Origin of the sequence: Pseudoduganella sp. S-14 (genome assembly GCF_049913285.1) — a bacterium.
GTDB lineage: Bacteria > Pseudomonadota > Gammaproteobacteria > Burkholderiales > Burkholderiaceae_D > Rugamonas.
Window position 1 is genome coordinate 6,345,640 of the sequence record NZ_CP183991.1, and the last position, 19,319, is coordinate 6,364,958.

The following is a 19,319-nucleotide window of genomic DNA, read 5'->3' on the forward strand; positions in this document are numbered from 1 at the left end:
CCCTGCGCCCGTTCCTGTTCATGCCGGCTTACGGGGACGTGGGCCGGCGGCTCGTTACGAAAGTTGTCATGTCCTTTCCCCTTACCCGGCAAGCGGCCCTCGCGTCGCTGGCACTGGCCGTTGCCGCACCTGCCGTCCAGGCTCAAACCCAGGCTGCCGTCCTGAATTCCGTGCTGGTCACCGCCACCCGCACGCCGCAAGCAGCACGCGACGTCATCAGCGACACGCTCAGCATCGGCCCGGAGGAAATCGCGCGCAGCGGCGCCGGCTCCATCACCGAATTGCTGCAGCGCCAGCGCGGCATCGAAGTGAGCCGCAACGGCGGACCGGGCACCAATGCCAGCGTGTTCCTGCGCGGCTCCAACGGCAACCAGGTCATCGTCCTGATCGACGGCGTGCGCATCGCCTCCGCCAGCAGCGGCGCGACCGCCTGGAATGCCATTCCGCTGCCCGCCATCGACCATATCGAAGTCGTGTACGGCCCGTTGAGCACCCTGTACGGCGCCGATGCCATCGGCGGCGTGGTGCAGATCTTCACGAAGAAGGGCCAGGGCAGCCCGGCGATCGACGCCGGCGTATTGGCAGGCACTTACGGCACCCGCGCCGGCACCGCAGGCATTGCCGGCAGCGCCGGCGCCTTCAACTATGCCCTCAGCGCGGGCAAGGAACGCTCCGACGGCTTCTCCGCCACGCTGCCGGCCAGCACCAGCTACAACAGCGATGACGACGGCTACGACCGCAAGCATGCCAACGGCCAACTGGCCTGGCAAGTCGCGCCCGGCCACGAGCTGGGCGTGCAGTTCCTGCATAGCGACCAGGAAGCGGATTACGATAGCGGCACCAAGGTGCGCGCCTGGAGCACGCAGAAGCTCGACACCGCCGCGCTTTACTCGCGCAACCGCCTGAGCGACGCCTGGCAGATGACGACGCAGGCCGCGCAATCGCGCGACAAGTCCGGCAGCTTTGCCGCCACCGCCAGCCAGATCGATACCAAGCAGACGCAGTTCAGTTGGCAGAACGATATCGCGCTGGGCACCGACAGCCTGCAACTGCTGGCCGAACATCGCAAGGAAGAAATCGAATCCAACACCGCCGCCCTGGTGCGTGAGCGCAGCACCACCTCCTGGGCCGCCAGCTACAACATGAAACGCGGCGACCACCTGCTGGCCGCCGCCGCCCGCAACGACGACAGCTCGCAGTATGGCTCCAAGAACACCGGCTCGCTCGGCTATGCCTACCGCATCACGCCTGGGCTGCGCGTCAACGCCAGCTACGGCTCCAGCTTCCGCGCGCCTACCTTCAATGAGCTGTACTACCCCGGCTACGGCTTGCCCGCCAATCGTCCGGAAGAAGGCCGCAACCGCGAAATAGGCATCGCCTTCGAACAGGACGGCACAGCGCTGGGCGCCGTGGCATATCGCAACAAGCTGACCGACCTGCTGGTGAACATCGCCCCTTGCCCGCTGCCCGGCTTCCGCTCTGGCTGCGCCTACAACGTCAACCAGGCCACGCTGGAAGGCTTCTCCCTGTCGGCGCACCAGCAGCTGGGCAGCAATTTCACGCTGTCCGCCAGCGCCGACCTGCAGAACCCGCAAGACGACATCAGCGGCAAGCTGCTGGTGCGCCGCGCCAAGCGCCACGGCAGCGTAGCGCTGGAATATACTGCGGGCAGCCTGAGTACCGGCGCCGAGTGGCAGCTTTCCGGCTACCGCTTCGATGACGCGGCCAACCGCAACCGCCTGGGCGGCTACGGCTTGCTGAACCTGTATGCGGCATGGGGATTCGACCGCTCCTGGACTGCCACCCTGCGCTGGAACAACGTGGCCGACAAACACTATGAACTGGCGCGCAATTACGCCACCGCCGGTTCCACCGTGTATGCCGGCCTGCGCTTCAGCTACAAATAAATGAGATAAGCTGCCCGCTATGCATCCTCTTTCCGCCAACCTGCGCATGCGCGCCGTCACCGTCATCATCCTGCTGATGCTGTTATCGCTGGCCAGCCTGGTTGCTGCCGGCATGATCGGTTCGGTCAGCATTCCGCTGGCCGACATGCCTGGCGCGCTGCGGGAGTTCATCAGCGGGCAGCCGGCCTCATTGCCCGGCCACCTGCTAGGCCTGCGCGCCGAACGCGCGGCGACGGCTTTCGTCACCGGCGCCTCCCTGTCGCTGGCCGGCGTGATGATGCAGGCCTTGCTGCGCAATCCGCTGGCCGATCCTTATGTGCTGGGCATTTCGTCCGGCGCATCGGTGGGGGCACTGGCGGCATTGCTGTTCATGTGCGCGGCGTGGATGGTGGATGCCGCCTCTTTCGCCGGCGCGGTCGCGGTATCGATGATGCTGTACTTCCTGGCGCGGCGCGACCTGCGCGGCGGCACCGCCGCGGAAGGCGGTACTGCGCTGCTGCTGTTGACCGGGGTGATCCTGTCTTCGGGCTGCATCGCCCTGGTCACCCTGATGCTGTCGATCGCGCCCGAAAGCCGCCTGCGCACCATGGTGTTCTGGCTGATCGGCGACCTGTCCGGTTCCCCGATCCGCTGGCTGCCGTGGATCGTGCTGGCCGGCGGGCTGGCGTTCGCCCTGCGTACGGCGCGCTCGCTGAACGTCATGGCGCTGCATGCGGAAGCGGCTGCCACCCTGGGCATTCGCGTCGGCGCATTGCGCAAAGGCCTGTTCTTCTGTTCCGGCCTGCTGACCGCCAGCGCGGTGACCACGGCCGGCAGCATCGGCTTTGTCGGCCTTATCGTGCCGCACGCCTGCCGGTTCGCCTTCGGCCCAGACCACCGCTTGCTGGTGCCAAGCGCCGCGTTGGTAGGCGGCGCCTACCTGGTGCTGGCCGACACCGTGGCGCGTACCATCATCGCACCGCAGCAACTGCCCGCGGGCGTGGTGACTGCGCTGGTGGGCACGCCGGTCTTCCTGTACCAACTGCATCGGCTGAGGAAATAAGATGATCGGCACCCATCAACTGCGCCTTGCCATGGGCAAGCGCACCCTGATCGACAGGCTGGACTGGCAGGTCGGCGACGGCGAATGCTGGAGCGTGATCGGCCGCAACGGCGCCGGCAAGAGCACCTTGCTGCGCACCCTGGCCGGACTGCGCCAGCCGGAAGCCGGCCATGTCAGCATCGACCGCCGTGCACTTGGCGAATGGCCGCTGCAGGAACTGGCTCTCAAGCGCGCCTTCCTGGCGCAGGCCCGCAGCGATGCCTTCTCGTACTCCGTGATCGAAACCGTGCTGTCGGCGCGCCATCCCTACCACGACAACCGGTATTGGGAAAACAGCGACGACCACCAGGCCGCCATTGCCGCCCTGGCCGCAATGGAAGTCGACCACCTGGCGGCACGCGACGTGCGCACGCTGTCCGGCGGTGAGCGCCAGCGCGTGGCCATCGCCGCCATGCTGGCGCAGGATACGCCGCTGCTGCTGCTCGACGAACCAGCCAACGCGCTGGACCTTGCGCACCAGGTCAGCGTCATGTCGCTGCTGTCCAGACTTTGCCGCGAGCAGCGCAAGACCGTGGTGATGGTTGGCCATGACCTGACGCTGGCGCACAGCGTCTCTTCCCACGCACTGCTGCTGATGGGCGACGGGCGCTGGCTGGCGGGCCCGGTCGAGGAAGTGATGCAGCCCGCAGTCCTCAGCGAATACCTCGACCATCCAATCGAAATCGTCCGCCACGGCGAACGCACCATCTTCATTCCCGGGAGCCCCCAATGAGCGATATCAACGACCGCCACCGCGACCGCATGGCGCGCAAGAAGGCCATTATCGACGCCAAGATCGCGGCAGCCGACAAGAACATCGGCGTCCTGATCGTCAACACCGGCAATGGCAAGGGCAAGAGCTCGAGCGGCTTCGGCATGGCGATGCGTGCCATGGGGCATGGCATGAAAGTGGGCGTGGTGCAGTTCATCAAAGGCGCCATGTCGACTGGCGAAGAACAGTTCCTGCGCCGCTTCCCGGAAGAGTGCAGCTTCCACGCCATGGGCGAAGGCTATACCTGGGAAACGCAGAACCGCGAGCGCGATATCGAAAAGGCGCAGCAGGCCTGGCAGCAGGCGCGCGCTTTCCTGCGCGATCCATCCTACGGCATGGTGGTGCTGGATGAGCTGAACATCGCCCTGAAGTACCGCTACCTGGACGTGCACGACGTGATTGCCGACCTGCTGGATCGTCCGGAGATGCAGCATGCCGTGGTTACCGGCCGCGCCGCGCCGCAGGAACTGATCGACGTCGCGGATACCGTCACTGAAATGACCGTGGTCAAGCACGCGTTCAAGGCCGGCATCGCAGCGCAGCCGGGCACGGAATGGTAGCCCGCGCCGTCCTGATTGCCGCTGCCGCATCCGGCCAGGGCAAGACCACTGTCACGGCAGCGCTGGCGCGCAAGCTGGCAAGCGCCGGGCGCCGCGTGCGGGTCTTCAAGTGCGGACCGGATTTCATCGACCCGATGGTGCTGGCACGCGCTTGCGGCTCGCCGGTCGAATCGCTCGACCTGTGGATGGTTGGCGCTGAACGCTGCCGCGCCCTGCTGGCCGAGGCGGCGGCGCAGGCCGATGCAATCCTGGTCGAAGGCGTGATGGGCCTTTACGATGGCACGCCTTCCGCCGCCGACCTGTCGCGCGAATTCGGCTTGCCGGTACTGGCCGTGATCGATGCCGGGGCCATGGCGCAAACGGCCGGAGCGTTGGTGCACGGCTTGCGCGATTATGGGCCGGTGGCCATGGCAGGCGTGGTGGCGAACCGCATCGCCAGCGCTGGACATGCGGCCATGGTCGCGGCATCCCTGCGCGACATCCCGCTGCTGGGCACCCTGCCCAAGCAGGCCGCATCGCTGCCCGAACGGCATCTGGGTCTTGTATTGCCGGACGAAGTCGCCGGCCTCGATGCATTGCTCGACACGCTGGCTGGCCAGCTGACGCTGGATCTCGCAGCCTGGGACGCCTTGCCAGTCATGCACATTGCGCCTGGCGCCGACGCTGCTGTGGGCAACGGCGGGCCAGGGCGGCCTCTTGAAGGCTCCCGCATTGCCATCGCACGCGACGCGGCCTTCATGTTCCTCTACCCTGCCAACCTGTCGACGCTGGAAGCGCTCGGCGCGCAGCTCGACTACTTTTCGCCGCTGGCCGACGAGCCGGTGCCGCGCGAAGCCACGGCCGTTTACCTGCCTGGCGGCTATCCCGAACTGCACGCCGCCGCGCTCTCCGCCGGACAGCGCTGGCAGGCATCGCTGCGCGCCGCCCATGCCGGCGGCCTGCCCATCGTCGCCGAGTGCGGCGGCATGATGGCGCTCGCGGACTCGCTGCAGGACAAGGAAGGCAATGACTGGCCGATGGCCGGCCTGTTGCCCGGCAAGGTCGCCATGCAGGCCCGCCTTGCCGGCCTGGGGGCGCAAGCGATGCCTAGCGCACAGGGCCCGCTGCGCGGCCATACCTTCCATTACTCGCGCCTGGAGACCTCAGTGCCAGCCGCCGCGACGACGCAAAAGCATCCAGGCGGCGCCGCGGGCGAAGCCGTTTACCGCGTGGGTTCGCTGCAAGCGTCCTACTTCCACGGCTACTTCCCATCCAACCCGGCCGCGGTGGCGGCCTTGTTCTTGCGGAGCGCTGCATGACACGCACACTGGTCTTTGGCGGCGCCCGTTCCGGCAAGAGCGCCCACGCCGAGCAGCTTGCCGCGGCTTCCGGCAAGGAAGTGGTCTACATCGCCACAGCCGCCGCGGGCGATGCCGAGATGACGACCCGTATCGCCCAACACCGCGCGCAGCGCCCCCAGCACTGGCGCACCGTAGAAGAGCCGGTCGCACTTGCAGCCGCCTTGGCCGAATGGCGGGCACCGCACCGCCTGGTGCTGGTCGACTGCCTGACATTGTGGCTGTCCAATCTGATGTTCAGCGACGGTACGCAATATCCGGAGGTCGGCACGATCGACCTTCCGGCGCGCTTTCACGAGCAACGCGCGGCCCTGCTTGGCGAGCTGGCGGTTGAACGCGGCGACGTCGTGCTGGTGTCGAATGAAGTCGGCATGGGCATCGTGCCCTGGGGCGCCGTCTCGCGCAGCTATGCCGACGAAGCCGGCCGCCTGAACCAGTCGGTTGCCGCCGCCTGCGACCGGGTCGCCTTTGTCGCGGCCGGCCTGCCGCTGATGATGAAAGGCGCCTGATGCTGCTGGCTGGCCTGGACTGGATCACATTCGCTACCGCGCTGCTGGCCGGCGTCCTGCTCGACGCCATCCTGGGCGAAGTCTCGCGCCTGCACCCGCTGGTCGGCTTCGGCCGCCTGGCCAACGCAATCGAAGCGCGCCTGAACCGCTCCCGCGCCGCCGCCCCGGCTGCAGCCATCGCCCGTTTCGCTCGCGGCGCACTTGCCTGGGCGCTCGCCGTGCTGCCTCTCACGTTGCTGGCCGCATGGACCTTCGCGCAACCGCTGCCCGCCGCAGCACAGGCAGTCCTGCACGCCACCATCCTGTACTTCTGCCTTGGCCTGCGCAGCCTGCGCGACCACATGCTCCCGATCGGCCAGGCCCTGCAATCCACGGACCTGCCAGCCGCCCGCGCCCTGACCGCCCGCATCGTCAGCCGCGACACCGAACAGGCCACCGTTTCCGAACTCGCCAAGGCCGCCACCGAATCAATGCTGGAGAACGGCAATGACGCCGTCTTCGGCACCCTGTTCTGGTTCGCCATCGCCGGCGGGCCCGGCGCCCTGCTGTTCCGCCTTGCAAACACGCTCGACGCCATGTGGGGCTATCGCACGGAACGTTTCAACCTGTTCGGCCGTAGTGCGGCCCGCATCGACGACGCGCTCAACTATCTGCCGGCCCGCCTGACCGCAATGAGCTACGCCCTGCTGGCCCCCGGCACAGGAAGCACGCGCCGCGCACTGGCCTGCTGGCGCAAGCAAGCTGCGGCCTGGAGCAGTCCCAACGCGGGCCCGGTGATGTCCACTGGAGCCGGCGCACTCGGCCTGCAACTGGGCGGCGCGGCAAGCTATGGCGGCCAGACCGAACAGCGCCCGCCGCTTGGCGAAGGCGCCGACGCGTCGGCCGCCGACATTACGCGCGCCTGGCGCCTGGTGCGCAACACAAGCGGGCTATGGATTGCCGTCATGCTCGCCATCGCCTATGGAGTACATCATGCTTGAACACGGCGGCAAGCTGCGCGAAGCAGCGCAGCGCTACGGCCGCAACGACTGGCTGGACTTGTCGACCGGCCTGAATCCCGGCGGCTATCCAGCGCCAGCCTTGGCCCCCGACGCCTGGCATCGACTGCCCGAGCACGACCCGGCCCTGCTGCAAGCCGCGCAGTGCTACTACCGCGCACCGCGCATGCTGGCAGTCGCGGGAACACAGGCGGCAATCCAGGCCCTGCCCCGCCTGCGCGCGCCATCGCGCGTGGTGGTCGCCAGCCCAAGCTATGCCGAGCACCTGCATCATTGGTCGCAGCATGGCCACCGCACCAGCCCGGTTCCTTACAGCGAACTTGACGCCGCCGTGGCCACGGCCGGCGTTGTGGTGGTCTGCAACCCGAACAACCCTACCGGCGCCTTCGTACCGCGCACAACCCTTCTCCAGTGGGCGGAAGCGCTGGCAACTCGCGGCGGCTGGCTGGTCGTCGACGAGGCCTTCGCCGACACCGATGACACCCACAGCCTTGCCGACGCCACCCAGGCCGCTGGCCTGGTCGTGCTACGCTCCGTCGGCAAGTTCTTCGGCCTGGCGGGATTGCGCCTCGGCTTCGTCGCAGCGCGCGACGACATCCTCGCACCGCTGGCCGACATGCTTGGCCCCTGGGCCGTGAGCGGACCGGCGCAGCAAGTCGCACGCGCCGCGCTGGAGGACCGCGCATGGCAGGGCGCCGCGCAGGAAAAGCTGCACGCCGCCGGCACCCGGCTGCGCGCGCTGCTGGCCAGCCACGGCATCGTCAGCAACGGCACGTCGCTGTTCCAATGGTGGCCTGAACCGCTTGCCGATGAATTCCACGACCACATGGCGCGCCGCGGCATCTGGGTACGCCTGTTCCGCGAAGCGGCGCGCGGCATCCGCCTCGGCCTGCCGCCCGACGAGACAGGCTGGCAGCGCCTTGAACTGGCATTGAACGAATGGATGAACCGATGAAAAGTTATCTGCTGATCTGCGCGCTGTGCGCCGCCCAACTGCAGGCGCACGCCGCCATCACCGTCAACGACGATGACGGCAAGCCGGTCACCCTGCAAAAGCCGGCGCAGCGCGTCGTCGCACTGGCGCCGCACGTCACGGAACTGCTGTTCGCAGCCGGCGGCGCCGAAAAAATCGTGGGTGCGGTCAGCTACAGCGACTATCCCGAAGCCGCCAAGCAGATTCCCCGCGTCGGCGACAATCGCCAGGTCGACATGGAGCGCCTGCTGGCGTTGAAGCCGGACCTGCTGGTAATCTGGCGCCACGGCACCTCCGAGCGCCAGATCGACCAGCTGCGCCAGCTCGGCATCCCGATGTTCCACAGCGAGCCGAAAAAGCTGGACCAGATCGCCGACAACCTGGAAAAGATGGGCAAGCTGCTTGGCACCGAGCCCGCCGCCAACGCGGCAGCGAAGGAACTGCGCCAGAAGCTGGCAGCCCTGCGCGCGCAATATGCGGCGCGTCCGCCGGTGCGCACCTTCTACCAGGTATGGGACAAGCCGCTCTACACCCTGAACGGCGAACACATCGTCAGCGACGCACTGAAAGCATGCGGCGGCCAGAACATCTTCGCCGACCAGAAGGTCACGGCGCCCGTAGTGAGCGTGGAGGCCGTGCTGGAAGCCGATCCCGAAGCAGTCTTCGCCACGGCGGAAAAGGACTACGGCGGGGTCGGCCTGTGGCGCCCTTACAAGACGTTCAAGGCGACCAGGCAGGGCAACCTGTTCACGATCGACGGCAGCCTGCTCAATCGCGCCGGTCCGCGCATGATCGCCGGCACCGCAGTGCTGTGCGAAAAGCTGGAAGAAGCCCGCAAGCACCGTCCTGCAAAATGAGCTTCCCTTACCGCACCCTGATGGTCCAGGGCACCACGTCCGACGCCGGCAAGAGCACCATTGTCGCGGCCCTGTGCCGCCTGCTGAAACAGCGCGGCGTGCGCGTCGCGCCCTTCAAGCCGCAGAACATGGCGCTCAATAGCGCGGTCACCATCGACGGCGGCGAAATCGGACGCGCCCAGGCGCTGCAGGCGATTGCGGCCGGCATTCCGTCGCACACCGACATGAATCCCGTGCTGCTCAAGCCAAGCAGCGATATCGGTGTCCAGGTTATCATCCACGGCAAGGTGCGTGGCGACATGAACGCGCGCGACTACCACCAGTACAAGACCGTCGCCATGGCGGCCGTCCTGGAATCCCACCGGCGCCTGTCGGCGCAGTACGAAACCGTGGTAGTGGAAGGCGCCGGAAGCCCGGCGGAAATCAACCTGCGCGACCGCGATATCGCCAACATGGGCTTCGCGGAAGCCGTCGACTGCCCCGTCATCCTGTGCGCCGACATCGACCGCGGCGGCGTGTTCGCCCACATCGTCGGTACCCTTTCCTGCCTGTCGGAGAGCGAACGCCGTCGCGTCATCGGCTTCGTCATCAACCGCTTCCGCGGCGACATCAAGCTGCTGGAGCCGGGCCTGGACTGGCTGGAACAACAAACCGGCAAGCCCGTGCTTGCAGTGCTGCCCTACCTGCATGGCCTGTACCTGGATGCCGAAGACGCGGTGCAAGCCGTGCAGGCCGAGCGCGGCGCCTTCCGCGTGGTGGTGCCTAGCCTGCCGCGCATGAGCAACCATACCGACTTCGATGCGCTGCGCGCCCACCCCGGCGTCGACCTGCGCTTTGTGCGCAAGGGCGAAGCAATCCCGCCTGCCGACCTGCTCATCCTCCCGGGAAGCAAGAACACGCGCGACGACCTGGCCGCGCTGAAAGAAGGCGGCTGGCCGCAGGCGATCGCACGCCACCTGCGCTATGGCGGCAAGGTGATCGGCATTTGCGGCGGCTTCCAGATGCTGGGCACCCAGGTGGACGATCCGCACGGCGTGGAAGGCCAGGCCGGCAGCGAAACGGGCCTGGGCTTGCTGGACATGCGAACGGATCTCACGCGCGACAAACGCCTGGCACAAGTTTCCGGCCAATGCGCCTTCGACGCTGCGCCAGTCAGCGGCTACGAAATCCACATGGGCGTGTCGCACGGCCCCGCCCTGGCGCAACCAGCCTTCTTTATCGATGGCCGGCCGGAGGGCGCCATCTCGGCCGACGCCCAGGTGCTCGGCACCTACCTGCACGGGCTGTTCGACCACCCGCAAGCCGGCCGCGCCTTGCTGCATTGGGCCGGCCTGGCAACGCAGCACACTGTCGATACCAACGCCTTGCGCGAAGCTAGCCTGGATCGGCTGGCTGCCGCCTGCGAACCGCTGATGGAAGCGCTGCTCAAGACGGCGTAGGAATTGCTTTATTTGCAAACACTTGCGAGATTGGCTAACATCGTCCTGTTGAGTAACCGGATTTCATGTCAAGGCCCGCACTACAGTGAAGCTGATTCGGAAAAGCAGCCTGGTTCGCAGGCAAAAAGACGCCACCATCCATTGCGAGATTGAGCTCTGCGAAGTGGCGGGCGCAGTGGCAGGATCTCCTGGCCGATACCTGGTCAACCTGCGTCAGGGCCGCACCGGCGAAGAGTGGCGCGAGAGCACGCGCACGCCGCAGCCGGTCGACTGGCAAGCCGCCGAAACCCTGTTTGAACTGGCGCTGATCGAACGCGCTGCGCAAGGTTTCGTCGACCCGGCAACCGCGCCCGAACCGGCCCTGCCGCAAAGCGCGGCATCCGCTCCAGCCCCGGCGCAAACGCCATCCGATCCTGCCGCCGTCGCGCTTCTGCAGCAACTGCAAGCCGGAAACTGGAAAAAGCTGGACCAGCACCAGCGCAACCGGGTCATCTGGCGCACCGGCGAGCGCCGCCTGCGCGGCGCCGTCCCCGCCATGGTCGACCTGATAGCGCGCGGCGACGTCATGCAGGATTACTGCCTGGCCTGGGCTATCGGCCGCTGCGGCGATGCCGGAGCCGCCGTCGCCATGCAGGAACTGCATGCGCGCGGCCGCAGCGATGCCGTGCGCCGCATCGCCCTGCAAGCCTGGCTGATCCTGGCCGACGGCGCTGCGCTGCAGGCGCACGCGGCCCGCTTGCTGGCCGACTGGCCGGCAGTCCTGCGCAACGCCTGGGACCAGCAGGATGAAGAAAAACTGCTGTCGATTGCCGCCGGCGACGACGAGTGGCAAGGCCTGTCGAAGTCGGACTGGCTGGAGCAGTTGCACCAGGTGGCCTTCAGCCAGCCGATGGCGCGCCGACTGCTGCGCACCCACCTGAAGCGGATGCGCCTGCGCGCCGGGACTTTCCGCGCCGTGCGCCATATCTACAAGGCAGCCGAGATGGCCGGCGATGCCGAGCTTTGGGGCCTGATCCAGCAGCGCTTTGACACGGATACCCATACCAGCAGCAGCCAGTGGATTTATGTGCGCCGCGCTTACGTCAAGTACGCGCAGGAAGCCTCGCGTCCCGACAGCAAGGTGGCTTACGGCCTGCGCACGCGCGACTACCTGCGCCGGCGTGGCTGGCGCACACTGCGCCGGCTTGCGGAGGACGGCGACCCGGCCTACGTCCGCATGGCGCTCGGTGTCCTGGCTGCGATGGATGACAGCGACGCCGGCCAGGCAAGCGCCCGCGGTGGCCGTTTCTACGACAGCTACAGCCACTGGATGGTCTTCAACCGCATGCTGCGCGCGCGCGGCCATTGGCTTAGCAATCGCCCGGGCACGAGCTGGTACCAGCCGCACCCGATCCAGCCCGATGACAGGCGCCAGGAAGCCTTCCCCGAGCTGTGGGATGCGCAGCCGCAGGCCCTGCTCTCGCTGATGCAGCAAAGCCGCTGCGCCGGCGTGCACGAATTCGCGGCGCGCGCGCTGGCCGACAACAAGGCCTTCTGCGCCGCCCTGGAGCCGGGCGTGATCCGCGAATTGCTGCGCAGCCCCTACCTGTCGACGGCACGCTTTGCCTTCCAGGTGGCGCGCCAGCGCTTCGAACCGGGCATTCCGCCAACCGAGTGGCTGCTGCTCCTGATCCAGTGCACCTTGCCGGAAGCGACCCAATATGCGCTGGACTGCATCGTGCGCGACCCGCTGAACTATGCTGCCGACCCGCTGCTGGTCGCGACCATCGCCTGCGCTCCGCTGGAGGCGGTACGCCGCCAGGGCCGCATGTTGTGCCAGGTCGCTGCGACCTTGCCAGGCCAGGCTCCGGCCATTGTCATGCAGCTGCTCGACTGGCTGGACAACTGTGCCGACATCGACGATGCGCGCAACGCCGTGCCGCCGATTGGCGCCGACCTGCATTGGCTGATCGAGAATCCGCTGCGCGATGCCGCAGCAGGCGCACCATACGAACGCTTGCTGCAACTGCTCGGCCATGCGCTGGCTGCGGTGCGGCTGCTGGCCTGCCAATGGCTGATATTGCATCCTGCGCCCACCGGCATGCTGCCGGGCTCCAGGCTGGCCATGTTGCTGAAGGATGAAGATGCCGAAGTGCGCGGCGCAGCGGTACGCCTGTTCGGCACGCTGCCGGACCAGGTGCTGTGCGCGCAAACGGACCTGATCATCGCCTTTGCCACCAGCGCCGAGGCAAGCGTACGGCGCGGCGTCGATCCGGTCATCCAGCGCCTGAGCGTCGCCGATGCCGGCTTCCGCCAGGCGCTGCTGGCCGGCCTGCTCGACGCGCTGTTCCGCAGCGAAACCGGCGAAGGCATGCATGCCGACCTGGTGGCCTGGGTCACCGGTCCCCTGAAGGATGAGGGGCAACTGGCCGATACCGCCTTGCTGGCGCGCCTGCTGGCCGCGCGCAGCAAAGGCGCCCTGCTGCTCGGCGCACGCCTGCTGCCCGGCTTCCGCCCCGAACAGTTTGACGTCGCGGCCTGGGCCGCTTTCGGACGCAACCCCACGGCCAGCGTGCGGCAATGGGCTTTCCAGGCTTATCGTTCCGCTCCCCAGCGCGTACGCAGCCAGATGGAGGCGGCGCTGCGCATTTTCGACAGCCGCTTCGACGACAGCCGCGAGTTCGCCTCGGCCTTCTTTACCGAGGCCTGCACCCGCGACGACTGGACTCCGCTGCTGCTGGTAAACCTGTGCGACCACCAGGACCCGGCGGCGCAACGCTTCGGCCGCGCCATGATCACCAGGCATTTCGATGTCGGCGACGTGACCGAGCTGCTGGACAAGTTGAGCCAGCACCCTTCCGCCAACATGCAGCTGTTCGTCAGCTCCTGGCTGGAAAGCGCCTGCGCCGGCGACGTGCACAAGCTGCAGCGCATGGAACCCTACTTCCTCAGCGTGCTGTCGCAAGTGAATCGCGGCCGTGTCGTGAAAGGCCGCGTGCAGGCATTCCTGCGCGCGCAGGCCGAACTGTCGGAAGAAATCGCCGCCTTTGTGGCCAGGGTATTCGCACGCCAGGTACTGACTGTCGCCATCGCCGACAAGGCGCACTACATCGAAGGCCTGCGCGCCATCCAGCAGCGTTATCCCGGGCTGCCCGCAGCCATCACGATCCATACGCCAGCAGCCATCGCCGGCCGGGGAAGCAAGACATGAGATTCCAGTACCGCTACTACGGCGAGACCTACGTCAGCAACAGCGCCGCGTCGACCGATATGCGCTTCGTGCCTGACACCCTGCGCGCGCCGACCCACTTTGTCGCCGACATCAACAAGCACATCCCTTTCCGCGAGGCGATCTCCGCCCTGCACGATGTCGTGGTAGCCGACCAGCGCTACCAGCCCAAGGACAAGACAGCCTACAAGGAATGGGTAGCGCAAAACGAAGGCATGATGCTGGCGCAGTTCCAGGCCCGCGGCAGCGAGTTGAAAGAGCAGTTGCAGCCGCTGCAAGCTGAATTGCGTGCGCTGCGCGAGCGCAAGTCGAAGCTGATGAAGCCCTTCTACGATGCGCAAGCGCGGTACTACAAGTACCTGTACCAGACCAACCGCGAACTTTGGATCGCGCTCGACCCGGTCATTACCGTGCATCCGGACCGGGTGTTCTTCGAGTGCTTCAGCCGCGACGAATCGAGCTACGCCTCGCTCAGTTGCAGCCACAATGTATTCGACCACATCGGCGACTTCGCCTGCGGCACCACCAATATCGACTACTCGGAAAGCCTGTACGGCGAATTCCAGAAGATCCGCGACTACAAGAGCACCAGGCTGTCGATCGATCCGGGCGGCTTCCAAGTCAGGACCGCCAACGATCCCGAGTTCATCGAAGAGAAAATCGACGTGCCCGACACCTGGGTGCGCGGCTTCCTGCAAGTCAGCAGCGCAATGAACATGGTAGCGCGCCGGCTGGACCTGCACCCGATGGACGTGCACAACTTCTGCCTGCAGATGCGGCGCAAGAAGGAACGCGTCGGCCCGCGCTCGATCCGTTTCGTGCTGGCGCCGGGAGAACCGGTGCGCGCGGTGTTCGAACCTTGGAACGAGGAAGTGGTTTGCCGCCGCTCCATCTATCAGGGCAACGTGGCGGAAGAAGTTCGCGTCTGGGGCCGCCGCCGCCTGATGCTGCTGGAACGCCTGATTCCCGTCGCCCAGAGCTTCACGGTGCACCTGATGGGCAGCGGCCTGCCAAGCTTCTGGATCGCCAATATGCCCGGCATGCAGTTCACGCTTGGCCTTTCCGGCTGGACCGCCAATGACTGGTCGCATGCCGGCCAGTTCGATTTGCTCGCGCCACGCGGCGAGGTCGACAACGACAGCAAGGAAAAAGTCTTTGCCGCGCTGGGCAAACGCTGGTTCGCCACCAGCGCCCAGTTGTCGCTCGACACCGGCCTCGATCGCATGCTGGTCGAACGCGCGCTGACCCTGTACACCCAGGCCGGCCGCGTGATCTACGACCTGGTGAATGAAGTCTACCGGTTGCGCGAACTGGCGCGCGAGCCACTGCCGCTGGACACGCTGCGTTTCGCCAGCCCCGAGGAGGAGGAGGCCCGGAAGCTGGTCGCCCTCCATGCAATGAGCGCCCACGCAGTGGAAGCGGTTGCCGACGGCAGTATCCGCCTGAACGCACAGGCAAAGCAAGGCGATCGACAGTACCAGGTCATGCTGCGGCTGGATGCCGACGAACGCATCGTCGATGGCGCCTGCCAATGCAACTTCTTCACGTTCAACCGCATGCACAAAGGTCCTTGCGCGCACATGCTGGCGCTGCGCATGTCGCGGCAGCAGGCGGCTTGAGGATGACGATCGATATGAAAAAAGCAAATGAACTGATATACTCGTTCCAGCAAACACGGCGGGATGGCTCTTGCAACCCGAACGGTGGATCGCCGTTCACGTCTTCAGCTCTTCCCATGCGCCACTGGCACGCTCTTCACAGTGCCATACTGACACCGGTGCCGCAAGACGGTGTGACTGCCCTGCAGTCCATTCGCAGCACCGGTGTCGTATGGCATCGAGTGGAGCGCCCCAGTCTTAAAGGCTCTTCGATGACAATCCCGCCGTGTCTGCATCTTTCGCGCTCGCCTCGCAAGGAGGCCATGCAATGAGCGCCACGGAATCCAGCCCCGTCACCACGCGCGCAGAATTGATGGAGCGCCTGCGAAACAGCTCGCGTCAGGAAGTCGTGCTGGGCGAGATGCAGCGCCTCGGCTTCTGGCCTGCGAATACCGGCGAGCCTACCGAACTGGAAGAAGTCGTCAAGCGCGAAGCGGAACTCAGCAGCGCCCTGCACCGCCTTGGCCAGGAACTGCGTACCATCCAGGACCCGGAACAGGCCCTCAAGGCGATGCGCAAGGAGCGCATGGCCAAAGCGCGGCAACGGCGGGAAGAGACCCGCCAGAAGCGTGCCCGCGAACGTTTTGAACGCGCCAAGGCCTGGCATCAGCGCCAGTCCGCCGAACTGCTCTACCTGGGCGAGGGCGTTTCCGCCGGCCTGAACCACGCCGAGAGCGATGCCGAAAAGCTGGCGCGCTGGTCGCTGCCTGCAATGAACAACGCGAGCGAACTCGCAAGCGCCATCGGCATCACGCTGCCCGAGCTGCGCTTCCTGAGTTTCGAGCGCCGCGTATCGCGCATCAGCCACTACCGCCGCTTCGCCATGCCGAAGAAAACCGGCGGCGAACGCATCATCTCCGCACCAATGCCGCGGGTGAAGCGCCTGCAGTATTGGGTGCTGGACAACATCCTGGCCAAGGTGCCGCTGCACCCTGCCGCGCATGGTTTCATCCCTGGCCGTTCGATTGTCAGCAACGCCCGGCCTCACGTGGGCAAGTCCGTGGTCATCAACCTGGACCTGAAGAATTTTTTCCCGTCCATCAGCCTGCCGCGCGTCAAGGGCGTATTCCGGGAACTGGGTTACAGCGAACAACTTGCCACCACGCTCGGGCTGGTTTGCACGGAGACGCCTGTTGAAGAAGTCAGCGTTGACGGTGAAAAGTTCTTTGTCGCCACCGGCGAGCGCGCCCTGCCCCAAGGTGCGCCGAGCAGCCCGGCGCTGACCAACATCCTGTGCCGGCGTCTCGACGCTCGCGTGCAAAGCTGCGCCGCAAAGCTTGGCTTCACCTACACCCGCTATGCCGACGACCTGACTTTCTCCGGCGATGCCGCCGCGCGCAAGCTGGCCGGCAAGCTGCTATGGCGCGTCAAGCAGATCATTGCCGACGAAGGCTTCACGCCTCACCCGGACAAGCAGCATGTGATGAGCGATGCGCATTGCCAGAGCGTGACCGGCATCGTGGTCAACAAGAAGCTGTCCCTCGACCGCGATACCTTGCGCCGCTTCCGCGCGACCCTGTTCCAGGTCGAAAAAGACGGCCCGGCCGGCAAGCAATGGAACGGCAATGAAAACGTGATCGATGCGCTCGAAGGTTACGCGCAGTTCATCAAGATGGTCGACGCGGAGAAAGGAACACCGTTACTGCAACAGGTGCGGGCAGCGCGCGCTAAATGGATTTCGCAGGCGCCGGCAGCAAGCGCAGCTGTCGCACGCCGCAGCAGCGGCTTCCGCGCCTTGTCGGCACAGGGCAAGGAACCGTGGGCCGGCTTCTGGCAAGCTGCAATACCGGCTGCCCCCGTGCTGGAGAAAACGCAGGAGCAGTTGACGCAGGCAAAAGCCGCCGCAAAGCAAAAGCCTGCTGCGCCCGCAAGCTCTCCTTCGAGGCCAGCGGCAAGGCCCGCTACCGCGCCGCAGCCTCCCGCGCGCGAAAGCCGCGGGATATTCACCGGACGTCCGTGGGTAGCTATCCTCATCCAGCTCTACTTCGCCATGACCCTGTGCCTGAACTTCCGCACGCCGATTCCATTCGTCGCTGCCGTGGTACTTGCAGTGCTGGCATGGCGAAATTTCAGCGCTGGCTGGCCGCGCTATTTCTTCACCATGTTCGTAGCGGTGATTGCGACAGTAGTGCTGCGGCACGCTTAAGTCGAAAAAAAACCGCCAGGTGTGCCTGGCGGTTCTCATGCAGGGCCGAGCAGCTTATTCAGCGACGTCTGCACCCACGTTGATCGCGGCGTAAGCGCGCATGGCCGCCTTGGCTTCAACACTGCCAACGCCGTACAGTTCCTGCGCCGCTGCCACGACTGCTGCACGTGCGTCAGCATAGGTCGAGCCGGAAGTCAGCTTGGTGGTGTTGGCCTTGAACCAGATGCGGTATGCCTTGTCGATGCCGATGCCGGTCATGTTTTTCGGGGCCTGGGTCAGGTACTGGGAGTAGTAGTCGCTGGTGGACACCGAGCTCGAACCCATGGCCAGGAAGTAGAACATGCGGTTATTAGGGCCGCTGCTGTAGTGCGGATCGAGGCGCTTCAGGGAAGTGCTCCATGCATTCGGGCTCTTGCCGTCCTTGCTTGGCTTGTACAGCCAGCGCAGCGGGGTACCGGTCTTCGAGATTTCCTTGCCCATCATCCAGTCGTTGCCGGCGTTGACGACGCTGCCGGTACCGCCGCTGCGTGCGTAGGCTTCCACCGCTTCGCCGTTGATGTCGGACGACGATTCGTTCAGGCCGCCGGACTCGCCGCGGTAGGTCAGGTTGGAGGTTGCAGCGGTCACGCCGTGGCCCATTTCGTGGCCGATCACGTCGATCGAACCAAGGCTGTAGAAGCTGGAACCGTCGCCGATGTACATGCACTTGCAGGAATCGGTGTAGAAGGCGTTGTCGTAAGCGGTGCCCACGTGAACGGCGATGTAGGTCGCGGTGTTGTTACCGTCCAGCGACTTCCAGCCCAGCACATTGCTCATCGTGTCGTAGGTGTTCTGCAGGCCCCACAGCGCATTGACGGCAGCGGTCTGGCCGTTGGCGTTGGTGGTGCTGCCGCCGGAAATGTAGTTCTGGCCATCGCCCCACACGTTGGTGCTGTTGGTGTAGATCACGCCCGGAGTCGGGCTGGAGGTCGAAGCATGGTTGGCGTTGGTGATTGCAGCACCGCCGAACTGGCCGCCGACGCCGCGGGTTGAATCGAGCATCTGGTAGGTGGAGCCGGACAGGGTGGTCTGGACCGGAACATCGCCGTTGTACTGGCTATGGCCGGTGCCGACCACGCTCTGCACCATGCTCCACTGGTCCAGCAGGCTGCCGTCCCTGGCGTTCACGATGGTATTGTGGAACACGGCTTCCTGTCCCTTGGTCATGCGGGTCTTCACCAGGTAGGCGAGCTGGTAGCTGTCCACCACGTCTTTCACGTCCAGTGCATTCAGGTCGGCTTCGGCCTTGGATTCGGCGCCGGCAACGCGCACGGTCTTCATGACCGGGAAGATGATCAGTTCAGCGGACGGCGGGTCGATGTGGCTGGCGGCTGCCGGCAGGGTTGCCATTGCCTTGGAAATGGCGGCGCTGCCCGACAGGGTTGGCTTCACGTCGAAGCGCTTGGCAGACAGGCTGCCGCGGCGGTCGGTCACCGATTCGCCAACGATACTGCCGGCCTTGTCGGTCACGATCACGGACTCGGATTCAAAAATGCGCACGCCCTTGTAGGTGTGGCTCATGCGGCTGATGGCCTGGCCCGAAGCGCCCGGATGCTGGGAGGCGATGCTGTAGCCGTGGTCAGTATCCAGGCCAAACTTGCCGCGTTCGCCGTTCAGGGTTGCCAGCAGGCGTGCCTTTTCCTGGGCGGAGAATGCGACTGGGCTGGCCATCATGCTGGCCGCGCCAGCTTGTGCTGCTACAAGGGTGATCGCTGCCGCGATCAGGGTCTTGCGAATCTTCATTTTTGCTCCATTAGTCCCGTGATGGTCTGGTGTTCTGTCGTCCGGTTTCTCCGGCTCGAATACCAACACTAGCTAGGTTGCATGGAGCTAGT

General features: G+C 65.8%; 14 protein-coding genes. 13 read left to right on the forward strand and 1 reads right to left on the reverse strand.

Features of this window, described 5'->3' with window-relative positions:
- Positions 1-68 precede the first annotated feature (68 nt).
- The 13 genes from ACN9MZ_RS29240 (at position 69) to ACN9MZ_RS29300 (ending at position 17,445) form a co-directional block, all read left to right on the forward strand.
- The gene (locus ACN9MZ_RS29240; protein WP_426340267.1) at positions 69-1,907 is read left to right on the forward strand and encodes a TonB-dependent receptor domain-containing protein; all 1,839 of its coding nucleotides are present in this window, start codon (positions 69-71) and stop codon (positions 1,905-1,907) included.
- A gap of 19 nt (positions 1,908-1,926) precedes the next feature.
- Positions 1,927-2,949 (forward strand): FecCD family ABC transporter permease, encoded by a 1,023-nt coding sequence (locus ACN9MZ_RS29245; RefSeq protein WP_426340268.1) that lies wholly within the window; start codon positions 1,927-1,929, stop codon positions 2,947-2,949.
- Between the two features lies 1 nt (position 2,950).
- Complete coding sequence (locus tag ACN9MZ_RS29250; RefSeq protein ID WP_426340269.1) at positions 2,951-3,721, forward strand: ABC transporter ATP-binding protein; 771 nt, start codon at positions 2,951-2,953, stop codon at positions 3,719-3,721.
- The gene (gene cobO / locus ACN9MZ_RS29255) at positions 3,718-4,320 is read left to right on the forward strand and encodes a cob(I)yrinic acid a,c-diamide adenosyltransferase (protein WP_426166161.1); all 603 of its coding nucleotides are present in this window, start codon (positions 3,718-3,720) and stop codon (positions 4,318-4,320) included. The genes ACN9MZ_RS29250 and cobO overlap by 4 nt, the downstream gene beginning before the upstream one ends.
- A complete protein-coding gene (locus tag ACN9MZ_RS29260; RefSeq protein ID WP_426340270.1) occupies positions 4,314-5,618 on the forward strand; it encodes a cobyrinate a,c-diamide synthase in 1,305 nt (434 codons plus the stop codon). Before cobO ends, ACN9MZ_RS29260 begins: the two co-directional genes overlap by 7 nt.
- Positions 5,615-6,166, forward strand: a complete 552-nt coding sequence (cobU, locus tag ACN9MZ_RS29265) for a bifunctional adenosylcobinamide kinase/adenosylcobinamide-phosphate guanylyltransferase (RefSeq protein ID WP_426340271.1) — start codon at positions 5,615-5,617, stop codon at positions 6,164-6,166. Before ACN9MZ_RS29260 ends, cobU begins: the two co-directional genes overlap by 4 nt.
- A 2-nt stretch (positions 6,167-6,168) precedes the next feature.
- On the forward strand, positions 6,169-7,146 hold the full coding sequence (gene cbiB, locus ACN9MZ_RS29270; protein ID WP_426342972.1) for an adenosylcobinamide-phosphate synthase CbiB: 978 nt from the start codon (positions 6,169-6,171) through the stop codon (positions 7,144-7,146).
- Complete coding sequence (cobD, locus tag ACN9MZ_RS29275; protein WP_426340272.1) at positions 7,139-8,119, forward strand: threonine-phosphate decarboxylase CobD; 981 nt, start codon at positions 7,139-7,141, stop codon at positions 8,117-8,119. Before cbiB ends, cobD begins: the two co-directional genes overlap by 8 nt.
- The gene (locus tag ACN9MZ_RS29280) at positions 8,116-8,994 is read left to right on the forward strand and encodes a cobalamin-binding protein (RefSeq protein ID WP_426340273.1); all 879 of its coding nucleotides are present in this window, start codon (positions 8,116-8,118) and stop codon (positions 8,992-8,994) included. The genes cobD and ACN9MZ_RS29280 overlap by 4 nt, the downstream gene beginning before the upstream one ends.
- Positions 8,991-10,433, forward strand: a complete 1,443-nt coding sequence (locus ACN9MZ_RS29285; RefSeq protein ID WP_426340274.1) for a cobyric acid synthase — start codon at positions 8,991-8,993, stop codon at positions 10,431-10,433. The genes ACN9MZ_RS29280 and ACN9MZ_RS29285 overlap by 4 nt, the downstream gene beginning before the upstream one ends.
- A gap of 175 nt (positions 10,434-10,608) precedes the next feature.
- Complete coding sequence (locus tag ACN9MZ_RS29290; protein ID WP_426340275.1) at positions 10,609-13,623, forward strand: hypothetical protein; 3,015 nt, start codon at positions 10,609-10,611, stop codon at positions 13,621-13,623.
- Complete coding sequence (locus tag ACN9MZ_RS29295; protein ID WP_426340276.1) at positions 13,620-15,260, forward strand: SWIM zinc finger family protein; 1,641 nt, start codon at positions 13,620-13,622, stop codon at positions 15,258-15,260. The genes ACN9MZ_RS29290 and ACN9MZ_RS29295 overlap by 4 nt, the downstream gene beginning before the upstream one ends.
- Before the next feature lie 307 nt (positions 15,261-15,567).
- Positions 15,568-17,445, forward strand: a complete 1,878-nt coding sequence (locus tag ACN9MZ_RS29300) for a reverse transcriptase domain-containing protein (RefSeq protein ID WP_426340277.1) — start codon at positions 15,568-15,570, stop codon at positions 17,443-17,445.
- Positions 17,446-17,499: 54 nt separating this feature from the next.
- Here the strand turns inward: ACN9MZ_RS29300 and ACN9MZ_RS29305 are convergent, their stop codons facing one another.
- On the reverse strand, positions 17,500-19,227 hold the full coding sequence (locus ACN9MZ_RS29305; RefSeq protein WP_426340278.1) for a M4 family metallopeptidase: 1,728 nt from the start codon (positions 19,225-19,227) through the stop codon (positions 17,500-17,502).
- Between the last annotated feature and the right edge of the window lie 92 nt (positions 19,228-19,319).